The organism is Pantoea sp. MBLJ3 (assembly GCF_000816655.1).
Classification (GTDB): Bacteria; Pseudomonadota; Gammaproteobacteria; order Enterobacterales; family Enterobacteriaceae; genus Pantoea; species Pantoea eucalypti.
The window spans coordinates 324,938-348,772 of record NZ_JSUT01000012.1; the positions used below are offsets into that span (position 1 = coordinate 324,938).

General features: G+C 57.6%; 22 protein-coding genes. All 22 read left to right on the plus strand.

From position 1 onward, the window contains the following. The first annotated feature begins 2 nt into the window (after window positions 1-2). The gene (gene tssM / locus NP77_RS17985) at window positions 3-3,632 is read left to right on the plus strand and encodes a type VI secretion system membrane subunit TssM (protein WP_039661063.1); all 3,630 of its coding nucleotides are present in this window, start codon (window positions 3-5) and stop codon (window positions 3,630-3,632) included. Window positions 3,633-3,646: 14 nt separating this feature from the next. After that, window positions 3,647-4,363 (plus strand): type VI secretion system-associated protein TagF, encoded by a 717-nt coding sequence (gene tagF / locus NP77_RS17990; RefSeq protein ID WP_003853313.1) that lies wholly within the window; start codon window positions 3,647-3,649, stop codon window positions 4,361-4,363. Window positions 4,364-4,379: 16 nt separating this feature from the next. Then, the gene (gene tssA, locus NP77_RS17995) at window positions 4,380-5,396 is read left to right on the plus strand and encodes a type VI secretion system protein TssA (protein WP_039661098.1); all 1,017 of its coding nucleotides are present in this window, start codon (window positions 4,380-4,382) and stop codon (window positions 5,394-5,396) included. Window positions 5,397-5,475: 79 nt separating this feature from the next. Further along, a complete protein-coding gene (gene tssB / locus NP77_RS18000; protein WP_008925979.1) occupies window positions 5,476-6,009 on the plus strand; it encodes a type VI secretion system contractile sheath small subunit in 534 nt (177 codons plus the stop codon). Continuing rightward, window positions 6,006-7,505 (plus strand): type VI secretion system contractile sheath large subunit, encoded by a 1,500-nt coding sequence (gene tssC / locus NP77_RS18005; protein WP_003853307.1) that lies wholly within the window; start codon window positions 6,006-6,008, stop codon window positions 7,503-7,505. The genes tssB and tssC overlap by 4 nt, the downstream gene beginning before the upstream one ends. A 45-nt stretch (window positions 7,506-7,550) precedes the next feature. After that, complete coding sequence (locus tag NP77_RS18010; RefSeq protein WP_231572341.1) at window positions 7,551-7,811, plus strand: hypothetical protein; 261 nt, start codon at window positions 7,551-7,553, stop codon at window positions 7,809-7,811. A gap of 239 nt (window positions 7,812-8,050) precedes the next feature. Then, complete coding sequence (locus tag NP77_RS18015) at window positions 8,051-8,533, plus strand: type VI secretion system tube protein Hcp (RefSeq protein WP_003853303.1); 483 nt, start codon at window positions 8,051-8,053, stop codon at window positions 8,531-8,533. 46 nt (window positions 8,534-8,579) lie between these two features. Then, a complete protein-coding gene (locus NP77_RS18020) occupies window positions 8,580-9,071 on the plus strand; it encodes a type VI secretion system amidase effector protein Tae4 (protein ID WP_039661064.1) in 492 nt (163 codons plus the stop codon). After that, window positions 9,068-9,427 carry a T6SS amidase immunity protein Tai4 family protein gene (locus NP77_RS18025; RefSeq protein ID WP_039661066.1) on the plus strand — a complete coding sequence of 120 codons (360 nt, stop codon included), beginning with the start codon at window positions 9,068-9,070 and terminating at the stop codon, window positions 9,425-9,427. Before NP77_RS18020 ends, NP77_RS18025 begins: the two co-directional genes overlap by 4 nt. 142 nt (window positions 9,428-9,569) lie before the next feature. Further along, the gene (locus NP77_RS18030; RefSeq protein ID WP_039661067.1) at window positions 9,570-9,947 is read left to right on the plus strand and encodes a hypothetical protein; all 378 of its coding nucleotides are present in this window, start codon (window positions 9,570-9,572) and stop codon (window positions 9,945-9,947) included. Window positions 9,948-9,969: 22 nt separating this feature from the next. Further along, window positions 9,970-10,422 (plus strand): lysozyme inhibitor LprI family protein, encoded by a 453-nt coding sequence (locus NP77_RS18035; protein ID WP_225613734.1) that lies wholly within the window; start codon window positions 9,970-9,972, stop codon window positions 10,420-10,422. Window positions 10,423-10,445: 23 nt separating this feature from the next. After that, window positions 10,446-10,844 (plus strand): lysozyme inhibitor LprI family protein, encoded by a 399-nt coding sequence (locus tag NP77_RS18040; RefSeq protein WP_039661069.1) that lies wholly within the window; start codon window positions 10,446-10,448, stop codon window positions 10,842-10,844. A gap of 382 nt (window positions 10,845-11,226) precedes the next feature. Beyond that, entirely contained in the window at window positions 11,227-13,095 is a 1,869-nt protein-coding gene (tagH, locus tag NP77_RS18045) for a type VI secretion system-associated FHA domain protein TagH (RefSeq protein WP_039661070.1), read from the plus strand. Next, the gene (locus NP77_RS18050) at window positions 13,092-13,883 is read left to right on the plus strand and encodes a PP2C family serine/threonine-protein phosphatase (RefSeq protein ID WP_003853291.1); all 792 of its coding nucleotides are present in this window, start codon (window positions 13,092-13,094) and stop codon (window positions 13,881-13,883) included. Before tagH ends, NP77_RS18050 begins: the two co-directional genes overlap by 4 nt. Window positions 13,884-13,893: 10 nt before the next feature. Continuing rightward, a complete protein-coding gene (locus NP77_RS18055) occupies window positions 13,894-14,880 on the plus strand; it encodes a hypothetical protein (RefSeq protein ID WP_039661072.1) in 987 nt (328 codons plus the stop codon). A gap of 16 nt (window positions 14,881-14,896) precedes the next feature. Next, complete coding sequence (locus NP77_RS18060) at window positions 14,897-15,724, plus strand: type VI secretion system accessory protein TagJ (protein ID WP_039661073.1); 828 nt, start codon at window positions 14,897-14,899, stop codon at window positions 15,722-15,724. Further along, entirely contained in the window at window positions 15,714-16,289 is a 576-nt protein-coding gene (gene tssE / locus NP77_RS18065) for a type VI secretion system baseplate subunit TssE (RefSeq protein WP_003853285.1), read from the plus strand. The genes NP77_RS18060 and tssE overlap by 11 nt, the downstream gene beginning before the upstream one ends. A 2-nt stretch (window positions 16,290-16,291) precedes the next feature. Then, entirely contained in the window at window positions 16,292-18,163 is a 1,872-nt protein-coding gene (tssF, locus tag NP77_RS18070) for a type VI secretion system baseplate subunit TssF (protein ID WP_003853283.1), read from the plus strand. Beyond that, entirely contained in the window at window positions 18,160-19,206 is a 1,047-nt protein-coding gene (tssG, locus tag NP77_RS18075) for a type VI secretion system baseplate subunit TssG (protein ID WP_003853282.1), read from the plus strand. The genes tssF and tssG overlap by 4 nt, the downstream gene beginning before the upstream one ends. A gap of 54 nt (window positions 19,207-19,260) precedes the next feature. Then, the gene (tssH, locus tag NP77_RS18080) at window positions 19,261-21,870 is read left to right on the plus strand and encodes a type VI secretion system ATPase TssH (RefSeq protein WP_039661075.1); all 2,610 of its coding nucleotides are present in this window, start codon (window positions 19,261-19,263) and stop codon (window positions 21,868-21,870) included. A 27-nt stretch (window positions 21,871-21,897) separates the two neighbouring features. Beyond that, on the plus strand, window positions 21,898-23,400 hold the full coding sequence (locus NP77_RS18085) for a serine/threonine-protein kinase (RefSeq protein ID WP_039661076.1): 1,503 nt from the start codon (window positions 21,898-21,900) through the stop codon (window positions 23,398-23,400). Window positions 23,401-23,416: 16 nt separating this feature from the next. Continuing rightward, a partial coding sequence (locus NP77_RS18090; RefSeq protein WP_039661077.1) for a contractile injection system protein, VgrG/Pvc8 family occupies window positions 23,417-23,835 on the plus strand: 419 nt, incomplete at its 3' end.

A 23,835-nucleotide genomic window follows, 5' to 3' on the forward strand; every position in this document is an offset into this window, starting at 1 on the left:
CCATGCTGAATATTCTGTTTGCGGTGCTGACCAGCCGCCTCGCGTGGGGCTTCGTCGGCATCACCGCGCTCTCATTCATTATCTGGGTCATTGGCCCGGTCTTCTCTATCGTTGATTCGCGGCCGCTTGAACCAGAGCAGAACCGGATGATCAGTATCGCACTGCTCTATCTGGTCTGGGGTCTGGGGCAGGCGATCCCACGGCTTTACAATTACTGGCTCAACCGCAAGCTGATGTCGAGTCTGGAAACCGGCAAAAGCGATGCGCCGGAAGCAGATCGTCAGCGTCTGACCAGTGAAGAGCAGGTGCTGGCAGGGCGCTTCTCTGAAGCCACAGAGATGCTGAGAAAGGCGCATTTTCAGCGCCACAGCAGCAAGGGTACGCCGTTCTGGGCGCAGCGCTTTGGCCGCCAGTATCTCTATCAGCTGCCGTGGTACATGATCATCGGCGCACCCGGTGCCGGTAAAACCACCGCGCTGGTCAACTCCGGCCTGCAGTTTCCGCTGGCGGACAAGTTCGGCAAGTCGGCGCTGCGCGGCATCGGCGGCACCCGCAACTGCGACTGGTGGTTCACCAATGATGCAGTCCTTCTCGATACCGCCGGGCGCTACAGCACCCAGGAGAGTCAGCAGGATAGCGATGCCAGCGAATGGCATCATTTCCTCGACCTGCTGCGTAAATATCGCGGACGTCAGCCAATTAACGGTGTCATCGTCACCCTGAGCGTCTCCGATCTGCTGAGCCAGTCGCCCGAGGCACTGCGCAACCAGGCGCTGGCGCTGCGTCAGCGTCTGATGGAGCTGCACGATCGTCTCGGCATCCGTTTCCCGGTCTATGTGCTGGTCACCAAAGCTGACCTGCTTAAAGGCTTCCGCAGCTACTTCGGCTCACTGGACAAAGCCCAGCGCGAACAAATCTGGGGGTTCACTTTTCCGTGGGCGAAGGCATCTGCCGCCGATTTTGAGCTGAACAGCCAGTTCCAGCAGGAGTATTCACTGCTGCAACAGCGACTGGATGCCGGACTGGCCGACCGTCTGCTGATGGAGAGTGACGCCCGGGCGCGGGCGGAAAGTTATCTCTTCCCACAGGAGTTTGCGGCGTTACGTCCATTGCTGGCAGACGCACTTGATACGCTGTTTGCCCGCTCCGATTTTGAAACCCAGTTCGCGCCACGCGGCATCTATTTTGCCAGCGGCACCCAGGAAGGACTGCCGTTTGACCGGGTGATGGGCGAGCTGAACCGCGCGCTGAATCTGCCAGGCCAGCAGGCGGGCGAATCAGGCAGATGGGATCAGGTTGATAAAGACGCGCCAATTCCGCAGAACAAAGGCCAGAGCTTCTTCCTGAAAGGAGTGCTGGAAAATGTGATTTTCCAGGAGTCGGGCCTGGCGGGCAGTAATCGCTGGTGGGAACTGCGCAACCGCGCCGGATTGTGGTCGGGGTATCTGGCGCTGCTGGTGCTGCTACTGGTGGCGGGCGGACTGTGGCTTACCAGTTACAGCAAGAACAAAACTTACCTGCAGGAGATGGCTGCTAAAGGGCCACAGGTTGAGCAACTGGGCAATCAGCTTCAGCAGCAGGTCAACGGCGATCTCTTTGCGCTGGTGCCCTATCTCAACACCCTGTTGCACCTGCCAGAAAGCGCCGACTTCTCGCTGGAGTCTCCACCGCTGACGCGCCGCATGGGGCTTTATCGCGGCACCGAGGTCAGCGATGCAACCCGCGCGCTTTACGACAAAGCACTGAAACAGCTGCTGTTGCCGCAGGTGGCACAGAACATCACCCGCTGGCTGCGTAATGACACTGGCAGCGATGCGGACTACAGCTATGAAGCGCTGAAGGCGTATCAGATGCTCTATCAGCCGAAGCACTACGATGGCAAATTCCTGCAGGCCTGGCTGATGCTGAATCTCTCACGTGAGCTGCCGCAGAACGTCACGCAGCAGCAGGTAAAACAGCTGGCGTGGCATCTGCAACAGCTGCTGGAAACGCAGATCCACTCGTCGCCCTACGCGAAGGATGACGCACTGGTAAAGCGCGAGCAGGAAATGATTAATCAGATGCCGCTGTCACAGCGGGTTTATGGACGACTGAAGCGCCTGCTGCAACGGGATGACAGCCTGCAACCGGTCACGCTGGCGTCGCTGGGCGGGCCTCAGAGCGAGCTGGTGTTTTCCCGCAAAAGCGGTAAATCGGTGAATGACGGGGTGTCCGGTCTCTATACACCGGACGGTTACTGGCAGCATGTCGATAAGCAGATTGCCCCGGTAACGCAGGCACTTTATCAGGACGATCTCTGGGTACTGGGCGGTGCTGCGCCGCAACAGAAAAGTGAGCAGACCGATCTCGCGGTGCGTCAGCTCTATGTGCAGGACTATATCCGCCAGTGGGAGCAGTTTCTGAGTGATATCCAGCTCAACAGCAGCGCCGACCTTTCGCAACGTATCAACACCGCGCGTCTGCTGTCAGGCAATCACTCGCCGCTGCGCCAGCTGGTCATCAATCTCAGCAATCTGCTGACGCTGAACCGGGCGCAACCCGATGAGAAAACCGCGCAGGCAGCAAAACCGTCGGATAACAGCGCCACCCGTACTCTGGAAGCGCTGTTTACGTCACCTGAAGCGAGCGCTGCGCGTGGACAGGCGGCAACGCAGGTCTCTCCGGAACAGGCCGTTGCTGTGCACTTTGCGCCGATCCTTGAGCTGGCACAGCCGCTGCAGCAGGGCAGCAAGGTGCTGGCGGTGGATGACTTCCTGCACCAGATTGACGACCTTTATCGCTACCTCACGGCGGTGCAGGATGCCGCCAACAGCGGAATGCCGCCACCGGCCAGCGATGCGATCAGTCGTCTTCAGGCCAGTGCCGGAAGACTTCCCGGTTCGCTACAGAATATGGTCTCCAGCATGGCGGTCGGCGCCAGCAGTGATGCACAGCGCCGCGACATGGATAACGTCCGTAAACGTATCACGATGGAGGTGGGCAGTTTCTGTCGTCAGGCGATCGCCGGTCGTTATCCGCTGGTGCGCTCCGCGCGCAGTGAAGTGACACCTGACGACCTGGCCCGGATGTTTGCGCCTGGCAGCGGCATGATGGACAGCTTCTTCCGCGACAACCTGGCCAGCAAAGTCGACACCACCAACGCATCGTGGCGCTTTACGCCAGGTATTGACGGCAAAACGCTGCCGGGTGGCGAAGCGCTGCTTCGTCCTTTCCAGCAGGCGCAGTCAATTCGTGATGCGTTCTTTGCCAACGGCGCAACCACGCCAGGCTTCCGCGTCACGCTACGCACCGTAAAAATGGACAATGACATCCTCAACCTGACGCTGGATGTGGATGGTCAGCAATTGCGTTACAGCCACGGGCCGCAGGCCGTGCAGATGGTCAGCTGGCCCGGCCCTGGCGGCACCAGCCAGGTGCGGATGCAACTGGGCCTGACCAACGGCACCACGTCGACGCTGGTCACCAGCGGCCCCTGGGCGCTCAATCGTTTCTTTGACCGCGCCCGGGTTACTGCTGCAGGCGGCCTGACCCGTGAAGCCACGTTCAGCGTGGAGGGCCATCAGGTCACGCTGTCGTTCACCCCTGGCAGCATTCGTAACCCGTTCCAGCTTCCCGGCTTTAGCTGCCCCTGAAACAGGACCCGACAATGACTCATTACGCTGCACCCTGCTGGTACGGCAAATTGCCCAGCGCAGGTGACTTTGTGAAGCGCCGCTTTCCTGACGTGCTCTATCGCCAATGGTCCAGCTGGTTTCAGGTGGGCCTGCATCACTGGCAGAGCAGCCAGGAGAGTGAAAACGCCCCGTCGCGCCCGTTCCTTAACGCGCCGGTCTGGAATTTTGTGGTGCCGCCGATGCTGGGCAGTCAGCTGATCCAGATGGGCTGCCTGATCGCCGCACGGGACAGCGTAGGGCGTAACTATCCGCTCTGCGCGCTGCGCCACTTCACCCCCGCCGAGTGGTCTCCCGCGCTGCTGGCCCGCTCCGGCGAGTGGTATCAGCAGGTGGGCAATACGCTGCTGCGGGTGGTGCAGGGTGGCGGATCGCCGGAACAACTGGATCAGGCGCTGATCAGCATTCCGCAGCCGCAACCGCCGCAGGAAGCGGGCGAGTCATCAGATATTCTCAACGTCATCGGGCATGGCGACACGCCCTCGACGCTGAACTGGGCGCTGCCGGGCGAGAACTTCGACCCGCAGTTTTACACCAGTTTCTGGTGGACCAATCAAAGCGACGGCTTCCCGCTTTATACCCAGGTCCACAGCGGTAACTTCACCGCTCAGCTCTTTTCATTGCTGTTTGATCCGGCCGGTGGGGCAAAGCCGGGACGAAACGGACTTTATCCCCCGATGTTTGAATCCTGAGGCGACACGCATGACGATGAATACAGAGGCCTTGCTGGCTCCGGTCAGTGAAGAGAATCCCGGCGGCGATAACCTGGAGTACGACGCCGATTTTCAGGCGATGGAGCAGGCCAGTGCCGGCAAAGCGGAACAGCAGTTCGGCGATACCATCATTCCCGCGGAACCCGCCGACTGGAACAAAGTTGAGAAGCTGGCAATAGCCTTACTGGGCCGCAGCAAAGATTTGCGGGTGATGCTGGCGCTGACGCATGCCTGGACGGAGCTGAAAGGGTTGCCGGGCTATGCGCAGGGTCTGAAGCTGATTGAACAGGCGCTGCTGCTTTACTGGGAGCCGCTGTGGCCTCGTCTGGAAGAGTACGGCGAACAGGATCCCTTCTACCGTATCAATGCTCTGGCGTTGCTGGGTGACAAGACCTCCCTGAGCGGCGCGGTGCGTCAGTGCTGGCTGCTGCGCTATCCGTCCGACGGCATCTCGCTGCGCGATGCTGCCGCCCTGTGTGATGGCAGCAAAACCGAAGTGGCGGATTATCCCGGCGGCCTGCCGCGTCTGATCGACGAACTGGCACGCGGCGACCAGCCCGGCATTGAGGCGGTGCTGCAGATTCATGAGCGGCTGCAGACCATCTGCGAAACCATCGCCGAACGGCTGGGCGAGGCGGCAGTGCCTGAACTGATACAGATGCGCCGACAGATTGCACTGATCGCCGAACGCTGCCAGGCCACGGACCTCAGCCGGCTGATTCCCACCGCAGCGGCGGAACAGACCGCAGAAGCCGCTGCACCGGCGGCTGTCGCAGCGGCCCCGCGCGCTGCAGCGGACTGGCGCACGGTACAGATCAGTTCCCGCGCCGACGCGCAGCTGATGCTGGAGAAAGTGAAACTGTACTTCACCCAGCATGAGCCGAGTCATCCGGCCCCGCTGATGATTGATCGGGTACAGCGCTTAATCGAGCGCGACTTTCTGGAGATCATCCGCGAACTGGCACCCGATGGCGTTCATCAGCTGGAAACCATTTTCGGACGTCGCGACTAAGCAGGCGTGACCCACTCACACAGCGGGACCTGCGCGCCTGCTGTGACACATTATCCGCGCATCATTGATGGAGAAAACCATGGCAACAAGCAAATCCAGTGGGCAGAAGTTCATTGCCCGCAATCGCGCGCCTCGCGTCCAGATTGAATATGACGTGGAAATTTATGGCGCGGAACGCAAAATCCAGCTGCCGTTTGTGATGGGCGTGCTGGCGGATCTGGTGGGTAAACCGCTGGAGCCGCAGCCGGGCATCGACGAACGGAAATTCCTGGAGATCGACATCGACAACTTCGATGAGCGCATGAAAGCGCTGAAGCCGCGCGCCGCGTTCCAGGTGGACAACACCCTGAATGGCGAAGGCAAGCTGAACATCGATCTCACCTTTGACAGCATGGATGACTTTTCGCCGGATGCGGTGGCCCGTAACGTCGAGCCACTGAGCAAGCTGCTGGAAGCGCGTACCCAGCTGGCGAACCTGCTGACCTATATGGACGGCAAAAACGGTGCGGAAGAGCTGATTGGTAAGGTGCTGCAGGATCCTACGCTGTTGCAGGCCCTGACCCATCTGCCAAAGCAGGATGAGGCCACTGAAGGTAAGGAGCCGCAGGCATGACGCAGACTTCACAACAACCGCAGTCGCAGGGCGCAGCCAGTTTCAGTCAGGATGAGTTCAGTGCGCTGCTGAATAAAGAGTTCCGGCCAAAAAGCGATCAGGCGCGCGCGGCGGTCGAAAGCGCGGTGAAAACTCTGGCGCAGCAGGCGCTGGAAAACACCGTCACCGTCTCCAGCGATGCGTATCGGACCATTCAGGCGCTGATTGCGGAGATCGACGAAAAGCTGTCGCAGCAGGTAAACCAGATTATTCACCACCCGGAGTTTCAGTCGCTGGAAAGCGCCTGGCGCGGCCTGAGCTATCTGGTGAACAACACTGAAACTGACGAGATGCTGAAAATCCGCTTTATGAGCATCTCCAAGCAGGAGCTGGGTCGTACTCTGAAGCGTTATAAGGGTGCTGGCTGGGATCAAAGCCCGCTGTTCAAGAAGATTTATGAGCAGGAGTATGGTCAGTTCGGCGGCGAACCGTTTGGCTGCCTGGTGGGTGACTACTACTTCGATCACAGTCCGCAGGACGTTGAGCTGCTGGGTGAGATGGCACGTATCGGTTCGGCCGCGCACTGTCCGTTCATTACCGGTACCGCGCCGGAAGTGATGCAGATGGAGTCCTGGCAGGAGCTGGCGAACCCACGCGATCTGACCAAGATCTTCCAGAACACTGAATATGCTGCCTGGCGCAGCCTGCGTGAATCGGAAGATGCACGCTATCTGGGCCTGGTGATGCCGCGTTTCCTGGCGCGTCTGCCTTATGGCATTCGTACCAACCCGGTCGACAGCTTCGATTTCGAAGAGCAGACCGACGGTTCCGATCACGGCAACTACACCTGGAGCAATGCCGCCTACGCCATGGCCGCCAACATCAACCGCTCATTTAAAGAGTATGGCTGGTGTACGGCGATCCGCGGCGTGGAGTCGGGCGGTGCAGTGGAAAACCTGCCGTGCCACACCTTCCCGAGCGATGACGGCGGCGTGGACATGAAGTGCCCGACCGAAATCGCTATCAGCGATCGTCGCGAAGCCGAACTGGCGAAAAACGGCTTTATGCCGCTTGTGCATCGCAAAAACTCTGACTTCGCCGCCTTTATCGGTGCCCAGTCACTGCAGAAGCCGATGGAGTATCACGACGCCGATGCCACCGCCAATGCCCGTCTGGCGGCGCGTCTGCCTTACCTGTTCGCCTGCTGTCGCTTCGCGCATTACCTGAAGTGCATTGTGCGTGACAAGATCGGCTCTTTCCGCGAGCGCGACGAGATGGAACGCTGGCTGAACGACTGGGTGATGAACTACGTCGATGGCGATCCGGCTAACTCCTCGCAGGAGACCAAATCCCGCAAGCCGCTGGCCGCTGCCGAGGTGAATGTGGAAGAGCAGGAGGATAATCCAGGCTATTACGCCGCGAAATTCTTCCTGCGTCCGCACTATCAGCTGGAAGGCCTGACCGTTTCGCTGCGTCTGGTTTCTAAGCTGCCGTCACTGAAAAATGATAATGCTTAAACGTTGAGTCGCAAGGTTTTCAGGCGCGAAAGGGGTTTGCGCCTGATGCCTGACAGAAAGTTTGCTGAAATGAGTGTCAGGGAGGATGACAGCATGGTTAAAAAGCTAGTCCTGTATTTATTACATCTCCTGCTGAAATTTATTTCTGGCCTGATTTTATTCAGCTGTACAGGTTATTTCATTTTCTTCTGTGACTGGAATGTCACGATAATGATGAAAATAATTAACGGTATTCTGATTGCTCTTTCAGTCACTATTTCGTTAGGTTTTTACTGGGCAGGAGATAAGCTAAGAAGAATTTATTAAGTGCTTCTCTGCTTTCTGAATACAAGGTGAAAACCTCGATTCCGCATTATGAAAAGATGAATATATATTGCCCGGCTTAATGTCTGGTAATTCGGTATCTGAAATATCGTTTATGACGATATTTCAGAAGCAAGGCAAAGGTAAAATATGGACTGTTTTATTCAGCCCCATGCTTTTCTTTTTGCCATATCCTTGCTTTTTTGAAAGCAATAATCTCAACCAATAAAGAGTGAAAGATAATGGCTATTGATATGTTTATGAAGGTTGACGGTGTTACTGGCGAGTCGAAAGACTCAAACCACACTGGCTGGACCGATATTACCTCTTTCTCATGGGGTGCCTCTCAGCCAGGCAACATGTCTGTTGGCGGCGGCGGCGGTGCCGGTAAGGTTAACTTTAACGACCTACACGTGAATGCATTAATCGACAAGTCAACTACGGCGCTGTTGAAGAACTGCGCAAGCGGTAAGCATCTCGCTAAAGTTGAACTCTCTATCTGTAAAGCGGGCGGCTCTCAGGTTGAGTATGCACGCATCACCCTGGAAGACGTTCTGGTGACCGCTGTGAATTACAATGGCTCCGACAACGGCGATACCCTCGGAATGACTTACTCCTTCCAGGCATCCAAAGTGAAGCAGCAGTACTGGGAGCAGAGCGCTTCCGGCGGCAAAGGCGCAGAGAGCAGCGCAGGCTGGGACATCAAAGGCAACAAAGAAGCGTAATTTTGCTTAGCCTCCCTTTACGGGGAGGCTACAAAGGAGTTTTGCGATGGCACATTTAAAACCTCAGTTTTCGGCCGCATGGAACCGTTTCTCAGAAGTTAACGTTTCGGTAGAAAAGGTAGGTGAAATATTGGGTGGGAAAGTAGAAGCAAATATTGCCTCTGGCATTTTCGAAAATGCTTGCCCAATCAGAATGAGCTATGTCCTTAATTACACTGGCGTTCCTGTTCCCGCCAACAGCCGTTATGCGACCGTAACGGGAAAAGATAAAAAACGTTATATGTTTCGCGTCAACGATATGATGGACTTTTTAGTCGGCGCGTTTGGTCAGCCAGACCTGACCGTAACCTCACCAAAACCTGGTTCATTTAACGGTAAGCAGGGGATTATTGTTTTTCAGGGCAGTGGCTGGAGTAACGCCCGTGGACACGTAACACTCTGGAACGGCAATATCTGCTCTGATACCTGTCACTTCCTGGGTGGTGCAGAAAATGGTAGTTTTGTTCCTGATGTTGCCTCCCTGTGGATACTGAAATGAAAAAGTTACTGATTTTACTGGCTCTGACGTCATCTCCTGCGGCGCTGGCGATAACGCCTCCTGCTCCTGACTCTTTTAAACAACCGCAGATTTTCAGCAACTGGCTTCTCAACCGTTGCGCAGGTAAAGCTACCACTGACAAGGCTTTTACTGATGATGCCTTTAAAAGCGCGTCAGCCTGGTTAGAGATAAGCCATCTTCCCGTTGAAGCATTCAGCGAGGGCGATAAGTTAATCAATGACTATCTGAAGATGAACCTTACAGGCTCGGTTTCAGGAAATTTCAATATGATGAAATGCACGCTACTTGCGCAAAGCCAGGATGCTGAATCTCTCTATAATAAATATAAAAATTAATTTCTTTTTTGTGGAAAGCTCCAGGGATACAGTAACGCTAAATATCATAAATGAATTTTCATAGAAGATGTTTTTAGTTAAATGTAATCACGTATTACAGCTGAAGTTGAGCATGATAGTGACTCGTAAATGGAATCAACATATGATAAAGAAAATAATCCATATTATTATTATTATGGTGCTTATTGGTTTGCCTTCATTGTCTTTAGCAAAATCAGTTTCACACTTTGAAGGAAAAATATTCAAGGCGGATATCATCTATAGTTGTGAGGAAGGTAATCTCACCTGTGATAACGTTTCGCTCAAGTCAACAAAAGTAAAAGATAATTCTTCAATTGTCCTTAAAGGTGAGACCATCAATTCAAATTGCCCTGATGTCTGCGACTTCAGGGGATATCGCTTTACGAATGGAAAGTACGACTATTCTTTTTATCCCAGTCAGAAGGGCGATAACCTCTGGGATTATATCGTGACATTCAAGGGGAATGTTATTGCTCAGGATGTTGGCGTGATGAAATAAACCGCTTATAAAGTGCTGCATAATGAGCCTGCCCATTTGCTCAGGCATGGGTAAGTTATTACAGGTAAAGATTTTAATGAGAACATGTTTTTCTATATTGCTGTCTATCACGGTTATGTATGTTTCGCCCGTCCACGCAATGAGTGATTGTTCAAAAGGGAATAACGACCAGGAAGTTTACAATTGCGCCCGGAAAAACAGAAGCCAGACTGAGATTGATTTAAATAAAGAATATAAACTGGCTAAAGCCAGAGTTGAAACTCTTTTTGAAGGTGATAATAAAGCGCTTAGTCAATATATGAGTACATTAACTGACGCTCAACGAGCGTGGCTACAGTACCGGGATAATGACTGTAAACTGGCTTCTTATGTTGCAGATAAAGGAAGTGATTTAAGTAACGCTAATTTTAATATGTGCACTTCTGAGCTTAACGAGCAAAGAGTCATAAAGCTTAAGTTGATTCCCTATCATTGATCGTTAAGAGTGCTGAGATAATTATGAAAAGAATAAGTAAACTGATTTTGATCGGTGTGTCCCTTTCCGTAAGTGCTTCAGCGATCGCTGATGAGACCTGTGCAAAACAGCCTTCAGACGGCACGCTGTTTCAGTGTACTGTTCAGCAGAAGACGCTGGCGGAAGATGACCTGAACAAAGCGTACCAGACGGCTAAAAAGCGGATTGTACAGATGTACGGCACACAGAAAAAACTGGCTGATGACTATGTCGCAACGCTGGTAGATACCCAGCGCAACTGGCTGAAGTATCGTGATGGACAGTGCAGGCTGGAGGCCTTTGCGGCTGAAGAAGGCAGCAATGCGAGTGCGGTGGCGACTAATCTCTGTGTTATCCGCATCGATAAAGAGCGTTTTGCTCTTCTGAAACAACTGCCTTACTGATGATTTTCCTTGCTCAGGCTTTACAAGTCGGGCACGACATTCTCTTTAACTATCGCGCATGGCGTTACGCTTTAATCCCGTTTTTTTCAATGCCTGTAAATGATTCTGAATAAATGCTATTTAAGCAAGAGAGTCTCTGGTGCTCATAATAAGATTATCTTTGAATTTATTTTAATTATCACCCTGTTCGTTAGTTAAAAATAAACCTTTAACGCAATGTTATCGGCTTAACTAAATATGATGGCTTTTCTGTTTATAAGTCTTAATTAACCGCCAGCTATTTAAGAAAACCAATTCTAAAATCTCCCGCTCCCTATACCCCGCGCCTTTCCCTGAGAGGTGCGCGGTATAGATGCCGAACCGCTAACCGCAGGAATCCGTTATGCGCTTTACGATAATAACGACTAAACCGGGCCAACAGCCGCCTCAGACTCATTGTGATTTCTTCCCGCCCGGCGGCACCATTGGTCGCGGCGTGGATAACAATCTGGTGCTGCCAGATGATGACCGGACGCTCTCCCGCCTGCAGGCGATTGTGCACATCACCGCGAACGGCGAATGTCGCCTGACCAACCGTGGCAATGTGACACGTGTGCTGCTCAACGATATTCCGCTGGAGCGCGGTCGGCAGGTTGAACTGCAGGATGGAGACATTCTCGGCATTGATGATTATCAGCTGCTGGTCAGCGACCTCAACAGTGATCATCAGCCGCAGATGGAAAGGGCCGTTCCTCGTCCTGAACCCGTGCAGCCCGCTGCACCTGTTCGCGAACCGGCAGCTGAAAAAGCCAGCACCACCGCTGCCATTCCCAGCGAAATCTGGGACAGCCTGGCGAAAGAGTTTTCGATTTCAGACGATCTCTCTAAACGCAAAGCGGTGCCCGAGATACCGGATGCCCATCCGCTGACCACGCCTGCTGCGGCTGACCGGAATCCGGAAGATCCGCTGGCGCAACTGATCAATGATGCGCCGCTGGATTATGGTCAGCAGCCTAAAAGCAGCAGCCTGTTTGATGACGGCGATGCGCTCTTCGCACAGCAGAGCATTTTTGACGATCGGACGCCGAGCACGCTGTCGGCTCAGCAGCATAACGCGCCAAAGCAGGCTGAAGCGCCCGCCGCTGAACTGGATCCGCTTAGTCTGTTTGACGGCGAGAGCCAGACTGATGTGCGCAACCATGACGATCCATTAGGACTGATGATGGGCAATGCGGTGCCGCTGGCACAGCCTGAGCTGCCGACAGCGAAACCGTCCACGTCGCCGGTATCGCCTCAGCAAGAGGCAAAACCTGAGCCGGTTACTGCACGCGCACCTGAGCAGGTCTCCGTCAGCCTGAACGAAATGGAAAACTCACCGCTTTTCAGCGGTATCGACTTACCGGTTGATGACCAGCCTCAGAGCCAGGTGCACAGCGAAGCCCCACGCCAGGCGGATGACGCGGAGTCCAGCCAGCCAGACGCGGTGAATCCGCAGAACGACTACGGCGGGATCACGCTGCCCACGCCGCAGGCAGTACAGCGCACGCCATCGCCAACGCCAAAAGGGCGACTGCGCATCGATCCGGTTGCTTCCGGTCATCATCATGCCGCTGCAGTTCCTCCCTCAACACCGAGCCAGAGCAGCGGCGACGCCCTCAAGGGCGAACTGCTGGATGCGCTGCTGGAAGGCATGGGCCTGCGTGACCTGCAGCCGACGCCACAGTTTGATCGCGAACAGATGCTGCAGTTTGGTCAGATGCTCAGCATGTTCTCACAGGGCACGGTGGCACTGCTGTCGTCGCGTTCGATCCTCAAGCGCGGCGTCAAAGCCGACATGACGGTGATCCTTGATGATGCCAACAACCCCTTCAAGCTGCTGCCGTCGGGTAAAACCGTATTAATGCAGATGTTCGGCAGCCGGATGCCGGGCTTTATGCCGCCGCGTCAGGCGGTGCGTGATGCGCTGATCGATCTGCAGGCGCACCAGCTGGGCATGATCGCCGGTATCCGCGCCATCATCGCCTCAATGCTGCAATCTTTTAACCCGGAGCAGCTGGAGGAAGAGGCGCGTCAGGCAGGTTCGGTGTCGCGTATCGGTCTGCCTGGCAGCCGCAAAGCAGCACTGTGGGAGCATTTTGTTGAGCGCTACGGCGAGACAGCGGGCGAGATCGAAGACGACTTTCATACCCTGTTTGGCGAAGCGTTTCTGCACGCCTATGACCTGGAAGTCAATCAGTACAAAGACTCACAAACCCACACGGATGACGCATGAATATCACTATTGCCTCGACGTCCAATCAGGGCGATCGCGCCAGTAATCAGGATCAGATCGGTGATGTCATCGGTACGCGTTCAGCCTGCTTTGTCGTCTGCGACGGTGTGGCCGGGTTTCCCGGCGGTGACAGGGCGGCCGCCATCGCTCGCAGCAGCCTGCTGCAGGCCTTTGATGGCGATGCGCACCTCAATGCGCAGTCGATTCGCAACTACGTTAATCACGCGAACCACGCCATCCGGCAGCAGCAGAAAGCCAGCAGCGAACACAGCCGGATGGGGACCACGCTGGTCAGCCTGTTCATTGACCGCGACTACCATCTTGCCTGCTGGGCCCATGCAGGCGATAGCCGCCTCTATCTGTTTCGTCGCGGCTATCTCTATCTTGTCACCACCGACCACAGCCTGGTGCAGCAGATGAAAGATGCCGGACATCGCACCGAAGGCATCAACAGCAACCTGCTCTATTTTGCGCTGGGGATGGGTGATGAGCAGCGTGACGCCAGCTACAGCGACGTGGTCGAAATCGAAGATGGCGATGCCTTTTTACTCTGCACCGATGGTTTCTGGCATGGCGTTTCGCTGGAGCAGATGCAGCAGTCACTGCACATGGTGAACACACCGGAAGAGTGGCTGACGCTGATGCAGCAAATCATCAAAAACGATCAGTCGGATCAGGGGCAGCAGGATAATTTCAGCGCGCTGGCCGTCTGGATTGGATCGCCCCAGGACACCACCTTGCTGCACTCGCTCTCTGAAGCGGCGCAGTTCTTCCCTCTGCGAGATTGAGAACGCCAACATGAAATATGGATTACTGGGTCTGGCTGCGCTGGTGCTCAGCACGCAGGCTTATGCTGAAAACTATCGCATCGTACAGTCCCCGGCACAGAAACTGGATGTCTGGATTGATGACGTCAAAAACAATCAGCTGTCGAGTTGGTGTAACAGCACCATTAACCTGCGCATCGTGACGATGGGTGAGAAAAACCCGACTGTTTTAAAAGAGTTCTTGCCACGGGTAGCCGGATTGATGGCCACGCAGTGTAAACCGCTGCAGCAACTGCACTGGCAGCTGACCGATCCAGAGGGCAGTGAAATCGCCACCGGCAGTGCCGCTCGTGCGCAGCAGTGGAAAACCGTGGTGACGCCAGCGGCACCGCAGCAGCAACAGCAACAGCAACAGCCAACCACGGCGGCCGTGCCTGTTGACGCTCTGCGCAATGCCGCCCAGGCGGATACCTCGCCGTGGCTGCAATTCAGTCTGCTGGATGGCTGCCATTTCCGCACCTGGTGGCAGCATCCGGCGCAGGGTAGCGCGCTGTTTGTTCCCGCAAAACAGGGGCTGGTCTGCGGTTCTGACGGCTGGCTCAGCGGGCAAAGCCGCCTGACTCAGCAGGGTAACGGTGCATCTGCGGCAATCGGCGTGACCTTCCTGCAGGGTTTCCCGGTGACGGGCCTGAGCAATCAGTCATCCACGGCCGAACTCCACATCACCACGGTCAATAGCGAGCGTATGGTGCTGAGCAACGAAAAATCCCCTGACAGCTGGCTGGTTCTGCCGTTCAGCAACCGCTTTAACGGCTGGCAGGCGGTGCGTCAGGTGGTGGTGCAGATGCCCGCCAGCGAAGCGGCTGATGAGAGTGCGGTTCAGGCGCGTCTGCAGGAAGTTCGCAAAGTCTGGTCACCGTGGGTCAGTGGGGATGGCACGCTCAGCGTGCAGCTGGTGGAAAAACTCCATCCTGAACTGAAAGATCCCGCCGCTGCGGTCTATCGCACCCTTAACTGACGCAAAAGGAGTTTGCATGGAATCCTTACAACACCTTCTGGCTAACGCCACGCTCGGCGAAACACTGGCCGACGTCACCCGCCAGATTCAGGCGAATCCGGCAAATGCCGATCTGCGGGCTGCCTTTGTGCAATTGCTTTGCCTGTCAGGTAACTGGTCGCGCGCGCAGACGCAGCTGCAATCCTGGCTGGCATTAAGTCCGCAGGCGCAACCAACCGTCAATCTGTTGCAGCAGGCAATCGCCGGTGAACTGCAGCGTGACGCGGTACTGCTCGGTGAGGCCGATCCGGTACTGCCGGGCAGCGCCTGGCACTGGTGCGACACACTGCTGGCCGCCTTACAGGCCGACACCGCGGGTGATGTCGCGCGCGGCACTGCACTGCGGGCTGAGGCACTCGACCTCGCCGACGCCAATCCCGGCACCGCCACCCAACAGGATCAGCCAACCGCATTCAGCTGGCTGATGGATGGCGATAGCCGTTTCGGGCCAGTGTGTGAAGTGATCAATCAGGGGCGTTACTACTGGATCCCGTTTGCCGCCATTCGTGAGATGCAGTTCCAGGCGCCTGCCAGCGTCACCGATCTGGTGTGGCGTCACACACGCGTGCAGCTGGTGGATGGCAGCGAGCAGGTGTGTCAGATTCCGGCGCGCTATCCGCTGCTGGCGGGTGCAGACGAGCGTTTTCTGCGTGCCAGCGTCACCGAATGGCAGACACTTGGCGATGACACGGATCAGTTCATTGGCCAGGGACAAAAAATGTGGCTCAGCGACAGCGCGGAATTCTCGCTGCTGAGCCTGCAGCAGGTCACGTTCGACAATACAGAGTCTGCCGATGAGTCATGATTCAGGCGCGCACAATGATGGCTATGCCCAGCTGCACGGCGGCTTTCGCGCGCGCAAAAAGCGCGATGCGTTGACCGCCCGCGACAAGCTGCAATCCTCATTGCTGGATCGCCTGACCGACAACGCGCCGGACAAGCAGCAGGAGGCGGAGAACAGCATGCTGATCAGCCACAGCACGCTGCGTCGCCACGTCCTGCGCGATCTGCAGTGGCTGTTCAACACTATTAATAACGAAGCGCAGCAGGATCTCAGTGGTTTCGATCAGGTGCAGCGCTCGGTCTGGAATTTCGGCGTTGCGCCGCTGGCCGGGCAGAACGTCTCCGATATTGAATGGCAGGATATGCAGCGCAAAATGACCAACGCCATTCTGCACTTCGAGCCGCGTATTCTGCCGCAGGGGCTGCAGGTGCGCTGCGTCAGCGATCTCGGCTCGCTCAGCCTGCACAACGTGCTGTCGATTGAGATCAAAGGGCGGCTCTGGTGTGTGCCTTATCCACTGGCGTTTCTGTTCCGCACTCAGGTTGATCTGGAGAGCGGCCATTTCGAACTTCAGGATGCAGGATAACCATGGACAGCAATCTGCTCGACTACTACAACCGTGAACTGGCCTACCTGCGCGAGATGGGGGCAGAGTTTGCGACGCGCTACCCGAAAGTGGCGGGACGTCTTGGCATGCATGGCATTGACGTGGCGGATCCCTATGTGGAACGGCTTATGGAGGGGTTTGCCTTCCTGACGTCGCGCGTGCAGCTGAAGATGGATGCGGAGTTTCCGCGCTTCTCACAGCGTCTGCTGGAGATGATTGCGCCATCTTACCTCTCGCCAACGCCCTCCATGGCGATTGCGCAGCTGACGCCGGACAGCCGCAAAGGTGATATCACTCAGGGTTTCCGGGTGCCGCGCGGCACCATGATGGAGAGCCAGAACCTCAAAAAAACCGGGGTGACCTGCAGCTACTCCACCGCACACGATGTGGTGCTGCATCCGCTGCGCATCACTGAAGCCAGCCTCGGCGGCGTGCCAGGCGATCTGCCTTCTGGCGAGCTGAAACTCACGGGCCTGGGCGCGGCAAGTGCGCTGCGCATCCGTATCACCTGTGAAGGGATCTCCTCGCTGAGTCAGCTCAATGTCGAGGACCTGATGCTGTTCCTCAGCGGCCCGGATATTCAGGCGCTGAAGCTGCTTGAGCTGCTGATGCAGCATCGGGTAGGTATCGTGCTGCAGTCGGTAGAGAAACGGCCACAGCGTCAGGTGCTGACAGATGACGCCCTGCAGCAGGAGGGTTTTGCGCCAGAGCAGGCGCTGCTGCCCGACGACCTGCGCAACTTCGACGGCTATCGTCTGTTGCAGGAATATTTCGCTTTTCCGGCACGCTTTCAGTTTATCAGCCTGAGTCAGCTCGGCCCGTTTTTGCGCCGCTGCGACAACGCCACGGCGTTCGACATCATCATCCTGCTCGACAAAGCGGACAGCGCGCTGGAAAGCGTGGTCGATCACAGCCATCTGGCGCTGCACTGCACGCCGGTCATTAACCTCTTCCCGAAAACCGCCGAGCGTCTGAAGGTCAGCGACAGTCAGCATGAATATCATCTGGTAGTGGATAACATCCGGCCGCTGGATTATGAGGTGCATTCGGTGCAGCGGCTGTTTGCCACCGTAGAGGGCAAGCGGGAAGAGCAGGTCTTCCGCCCGTTCTGGAGCACCTTCAGCGGCGATCAGGGTGACTATGGCGCCTACTTCTCGCTGCGCCGCGAACAGCGCACCCTGTCAGAGCAGGCACAACGTTATGGCACGCGCACCGGCTACATCGGTTCAGAAGTGTTTCTGTCGCTGGTGGATGAGCATCATGCGCCGTGGCGCGACGACGTGCGCTATCTCTCTGCCGAGGTGATGTGTACCAGCCGCGATCTGCCGCTGATGCTGCAGCAGGATCAGGGCAATTTCGTGATGCCGGATTCCATTCCGGTGTCGGAGCTGAAGCTGTGCAAAGGACCGACGCCACCACGTCCGGCGCTGGCAGAAGGCCTTTCGGCCTGGCGGTTGATCAGCCATCTGCAGATGAACTACCTCAGCCTGATGGACAGCAGCGACGGGGAAGGTGCGGCGGCGCTGCGCCAGTTGCTGAGTCTCTACGCTAATCTCGCCGAAGCGCCGGTTGCCCGCCAGATTGACGGCATTCGTCACTGTACGCTCAGCGCGGTAAACCGCCGTGTGCCTGAGCCAGGGCCGGTGGTGTTTGCGCGCGGTGTCAGCATCACGCTGGAAGTGGATGAGCAGGCGTTTTCGGGTGCCAGCCCATGGCTGTTTGGCAGCGTACTTGAGCGGGTTTGTGGCCGGCTGGTGGCACTTAACAGCTTCACAGAATTTACCCTGAACAGCCAGCAGCGCGGGGAAGTGGGCTACTGGCCACCGCGCATGGGCAGGAAAGCGCTGATATGAGTGGCGAAAAAGTCATTACGCTGCCGCGTCTGACCCGACTGCCGGATGATTTCTGGCAGAAAGTCATGGCCGCGCCGTGGCGCTACGATCTGTTTCAGCTGCTGCGACGGCTGGACGCGCAGGGCGGTCAGCGCTATCCGCTGGGCCGTGCGCCGCTGCCGAAGTTCGAATCGGTACGCATCGGTCAGACGCCGTCACTGGCGTTTGCACCGGCCACCGTCGCCAGTGCCACCCCGCGTGAGGGTTCGGAGCGTCATGAGCTGTCGATCTACAGCTTTGGCCTGTTTGGCCCCAACGGCCCGCTGCCAACCCATCTGACCGAATATGTGCATGAACGCATCGTGCATCATCAGGATCACAGCCTGTCGGCGTTTGCTGACCTGTTTCACCACCGCGCCACGCTGCTGTTCTATCGTGCCTGGGCGGATGCGCAGCCGACCGTGTCGCTGGATCGTCCCGACGACAGTCGCTTTTTGAACTATCTCGCCTGTCTGGCGGGCATCGGCTTGCCGGCCCAGCAGCAGGCCAGCTCGCTGAGTCTCCATGCCCGACTGATGCTGGTGGGCCATCTCAGCCGTCACGGTCATGATGCGGAAGGGCTGGTGCGCATTCTGCGCCACTACTTTGGCGTACCGGTCCGGCTCACGCAGAACCTGCCGCACTGGCTGACGCTGGACAGCCGCGATCAGGCCCGACTGGGCGCGGGACGTCACATGCCCCGGCTGGGCGCCTCCGCGTTTCTCGGTGTGGCGGTACGTGATGTGCAGCACCGTTTTCGCCTGCACCTGGGCCCGCTCAACGCCGCGCAGTATGCCCATTTTCTGCCGGATGCGCCCGGCGCGCAGGAAGTGCGCGACTGGGTGCGTCACTACCTTGGCATCGAAATGCAATGGGATCTCAGTCTGATCCTGGCCGCTGACGAGGTGCAGGGTGTGGCGCTGGGCGGCACTGCCCGACTCGGCTACACCAGCTGGCTGGGGCAGATGCCGCAGCCGCACGATCGTGAAGATTTCATGTTTGAGGTTGAGGCTGCTTCACGCTAGCCCAGCCGCTTTCCCTGTTACACAGCCTGCGTCTTTCATTGAAGAGAGCCCCCTATGTCAGAAATCAGCCGTGCCGTGCTATTCGGCAAACTGGATACGCTGTTATTTACCTCGCTGGAAAGCGCCACCGCCTTTTGCAAACTGCGCGGCAATCCCTATGTCGAACTGGTGCACTGGCTGCATCAACTGATGCAGCAGCAGGATGGCGACTTACAGCAGGTCATCACACATTTTTCACTGGATGAAAAGGCCCTGACTCAGGACATCGTTGCCGCGCTGGATCGCCTGCCTCGCGGTGCCAGTGCGGTCTCCGACCTCTCTGAGCATATCGACAGCGCCGTTGAGCGGGCGTGGGTTTATGCCTCGCTGAAATATGGCGCGACCCGCATTCGCGGCGGTCATCTGCTGATTGGTATGCTGAAAACCTTCAACCTGGCCAGCGTACTGAAAGGCATCTCCGGCCAGTTCAGCCGGGTTAATGCCGATGCGCTGCTGGCGGATTTCGACACGCTGCTCAGCAACAGCAAAGAAGCGCAGCAGGCGATGAGCGCGCCGGCAGATGCTGCTGGTACAGCGCCTGCGGCCAGTGGCAGTTCGCTGGAGCAGTATGGACAGGATCTGACCGCGCGCGCCCGTGAAGGCCGCATCGATCCGGTAACCGGGCGTGACGATGAGATCCGCCAGATGGTCGATATCCTGATGCGTCGTCGTCAGAACAACCCGTTGCTGACCGGTGAAGCGGGCGTCGGCAAAACCGCGGTGGTCGAAGGCCTCGCGCTGCGTATTGCTGCGGGAGATGTGCCTGCGCCGCTGCGCGATGTGCAGCTCTGGCTGCTGGATATTGGCCTGCTGCAGGCGGGTGCCGGGATGAAAGGGGAGTTCGAAGCGCGACTGCAGGCGCTGATCAATGAGGTGCAGTCCAGCCCGACGCCGATCGTGCTGTTTGTCGATGAGATCCACACTCTGGTTGGCGCGGGTGGTCAGCAGGGCACCGGCGATGCCGCCAACCTGCTGAAACCGGCGCTGGCGCGCGGCCAGCTTCGCACCATCGGCGCGACCACCTGGGCCGAATACAAAAAGTACATTGAGAAAGATCCGGCGCTGACCCGCCGCTTCCAGACCGTGCAGGTGCAGGAGCCGGATGAAGCCAAAGCGATTCTGATGCTGCGCAGCACCGTCAGCGCGCTGGAGAAACACCATCGCGTGCTGTTGCTGGATGATGCAGTCACTGCGGCAGTGAAACTATCCCATCGCTACATTCCGGCGCGTCAGCTGCCCGATAAAGCGGTGGCGCTACTGGATACTGCCTGCGCGCGCGTGGCGGTCAGTCAGGGCGCACAGCCTGCGGCGCTGGAAGATTGTCTGCATCGTCTGGCCGCGCTGGAGATTGAAGCGGAGATCATTGAACGTGAAATCCGCGTCGGCCTTGGCGATGTGACCCGCCAGCAGGCGATTGCCGCAGAGCGCACGGCCCTGGAAACTGAACGTGATGCACTGCAACAGCGCTGGCTGCAGGAGCGTGAACTGGTTGAGACGCTGATTGCGCTGCGCGCCCGCTGTGTAACCGAAGAGGATCCGGCGCTGCGTGAACAGCGCGATGCAACGCAGCAGCAACTCACGGCGCTGCAGGGCGACTCGCCGCTGCTGTTTGCCGCCGTGGATGCAGGCGTGGTGGCTGCCGTGGTCTCGGACTGGACCGGTATTCCACTGGGCCGGATGGTGAAGAATGAGATCGACGCCGTCCTGAATCTGGCTGACACCCTGAACCAGCGCGTCATCGGCCAGCGTCACGGTCTGGATCTGATCGCCAAACGGGTTCGCACTACGCGCGCTCGCCTGGATAACCCCAACAAGCCCGCAGGCGTCTTTATGCTGTGCGGCCCGTCCGGTGTCGGTAAAACCGAGACCGCGCTGGCGCTGGCCGAGTCGCTGTATGGCGGCGAGCAGAACATTATCACCATCAACATGAGTGAGTTTCAGGAGGCGCACACCGTTTCGACGCTGAAAGGTGCTCCGCCGGGCTACGTCGGCTACGGCGAAGGCGGCGTGCTGACCGAAGCCGTTCGCCGTCGTCCCTACAGCGTGGTGCTGCTGGATGAGATTGAGAAAGCCCATCCGGATGTGCATGAGCTGTTCTTCCAGGTGTTTGATAAGGGCTGGATGGAGGATGGCGAAGGTCGCCACATTGATTTCCGTAACACCATCATCATTCTGACCTCGAATGTCGGCACGCAGTTGATCAGCGCGATGTGTGCTGATCCTGAACTGATGCCCGATCCCGATGCCCTGAGCACCGCGCTGCGTAAGCCGCTGCTGGAGGTGTTCCCGCCTGCGCTGCTGGGCCGTCTGCTGGTGGTGCCGTATTACCCGCTCAGCGATGAAATGCTGGCGGAGATTGTGCGGCTGCAGCTGGCGCGCATTGTGCGTCGTCTGGCGGACAACCATAGCATTGAGGCGCAGATTGACGAGTCGGTGGTGAGCCAGATCGTCCAGCGCTGTACCGAGGTGGAGTCGGGCGGTCGCATGGTGGATGCCATCCTCACTAACACGCTGTTGCCGCAGATGAGCCAGATATTGCTGAGTGCGCACGCCCGCGATGAACGCTATCGCCGCGTCGAAGTGCGTTGTGAGCAGGGCGAATTTGTCTGCCAGTTCGCTGTTTAAAGCTTAGTTATCAGAGAGTTTTCGAATATGTCGGAACATGATCAACCCCTGAATGTCCCCAACGCGCTGCCGCTGGGTTACCGCTTTAATGAGTTTGAAATCAAAGAGGTCATCGGCGGTGGCGGCTTTGGTATCGTCTATCGCGCCTGGGATCACCAGCTGGAGCGTGATATCGCCATCAAAGAGTTCATGCCCGCCTCGCTGGCGGTGCGCAGCGATGACCTCAATCTGGTGCTGCGCAGTGAGCGGTTCAGCAAAACCTTTCACGCCGGACTGAACAGCTTTATTCAGGAGGCGCGTCTGCTGGCGCGCTTTAATCATCCGAACCTGCTGCACGTGCTGCGTTTCTGGGTGCAGAACGACACCGCTTATATGGGCACGGTGTTCTACAGCGGCACCACGCTCTCGAACTTCAGCGCACGCAATCCGCAGTCGGTGAATGAGGCCTGGATTCGTCGCATGCTGCCGCCGCTGCTGGGCGCGATCAAAACCATCCATGAAGCGGGTTACCTGCACCGTGATATCTCGCTGGATAACATCCAGATTCAGAGCAGCGGCGAGCCGATTCTGCTGGACTTCGGGTCGGCGCGTAAAACCATCGGCAACCTGTCGGATGAGAGCGAGACCATGCTGCGTCCCGGCTATGCGCCGATTGAGCAGTACAGCGATAACGACGAGAGCGAGCAGGGCGCGTGGACCGATATTTACGCGCTGGGCGCAGTGCTGCATACGCTGATTACCGGTGCACCGCCACCGGTGAGCGTGGTGCGGAGCATCGAAGATAATTATCAGCCGCTGGTGCAGCGTCGTCTGGCGGGATTCTCCACAGCGCTGCTCAGTGCGGTGGATCGCGCACTGGCGCTGAAGCCGGAAGATCGCCCGCAGAGCATTGATGATTTTGCTGTGCTGATGGCGCTGCCGGAACGCGAGTCAGAACCGCAGCTCAGCGCAAAAATGAGCGGGCCAGGTACGATGCTGGTGCCGATCGCAGAAGAAGAGGAGGAGGTCAAATCCGCCTCGCCGCTTAAAACGCTGCTGGGACACCGGTTTGCTCTGCCAGGCCTGGTGGCTGCGGGTGTGCTGGTTGGCCTGTGCGCCGGTCTGCTGATGTCACGCGGTAATGAGTCATCGCCGGCTGAGGTCGCGCAAAACAGCGCGCCTGCCGTCACCGTCGCACCGGTCAACCAGCCGGTGGCTGCGCCACCGACCCAGTCTGAGACTCCGCCGGACACCGTTGCCAGCGCACCGGCGCAGACCTCTGAGCCGGCGCAGACCGCCGCACGTGAACCCGATCCACAACCCGCACCGCCACCCGCGCCTGTCGCCCAGGTTTATATCCGGTTGCAGCAGGGGGAACGCGTTCAGGTAAACGGTCAGCCGCAGGCGCTGGTTCCGGCGGTGAATGGCTTCGCGACGCTGCAGCTTGCACCGGGCAACTATACCTTTGCCATTAGCGGCCAGAGTGGCACTCGCCAGCAGACGCTGAACATCAGCGAAGAAGGCGTCTGGTTGCTCGATCCACACAGTTAATAGTCAGGGATTACTTATGTTCTCACGCATTACTGCACAGCTGCCGGCTGACGGCCTGCTGTTCCATACGCTCACGGGCACCGAGACGCTGTCCCGTCCCTTTGTGCTCACCGCCGAACTGCTGGCCACCGACGCGCGCATCGACCGTCACGCCCTGCTGGGCAAGCCGGTGACGTTTACGCTGCCGACCGACGGCCTGATGAACGCGCTGAGCCCGCGCTACCTCAACGGCAAAATCACCCGCGTGGCGGTGCGCAGCCAGGAGCTGAGCGGCACCCGCTACGCGGTCTACCAGCTTACGGTTGAGCCGGACCTGTGGCCGATGCAGCGCGACCGCAACCTGCGCATCTTCCAGAGCCAGACGGTGCCGCAGATTGTGCAGACGCTGCTGAAGGAGTACGCGGTCAGCGTGGAGACGCGCCTGGCGGGCAACTA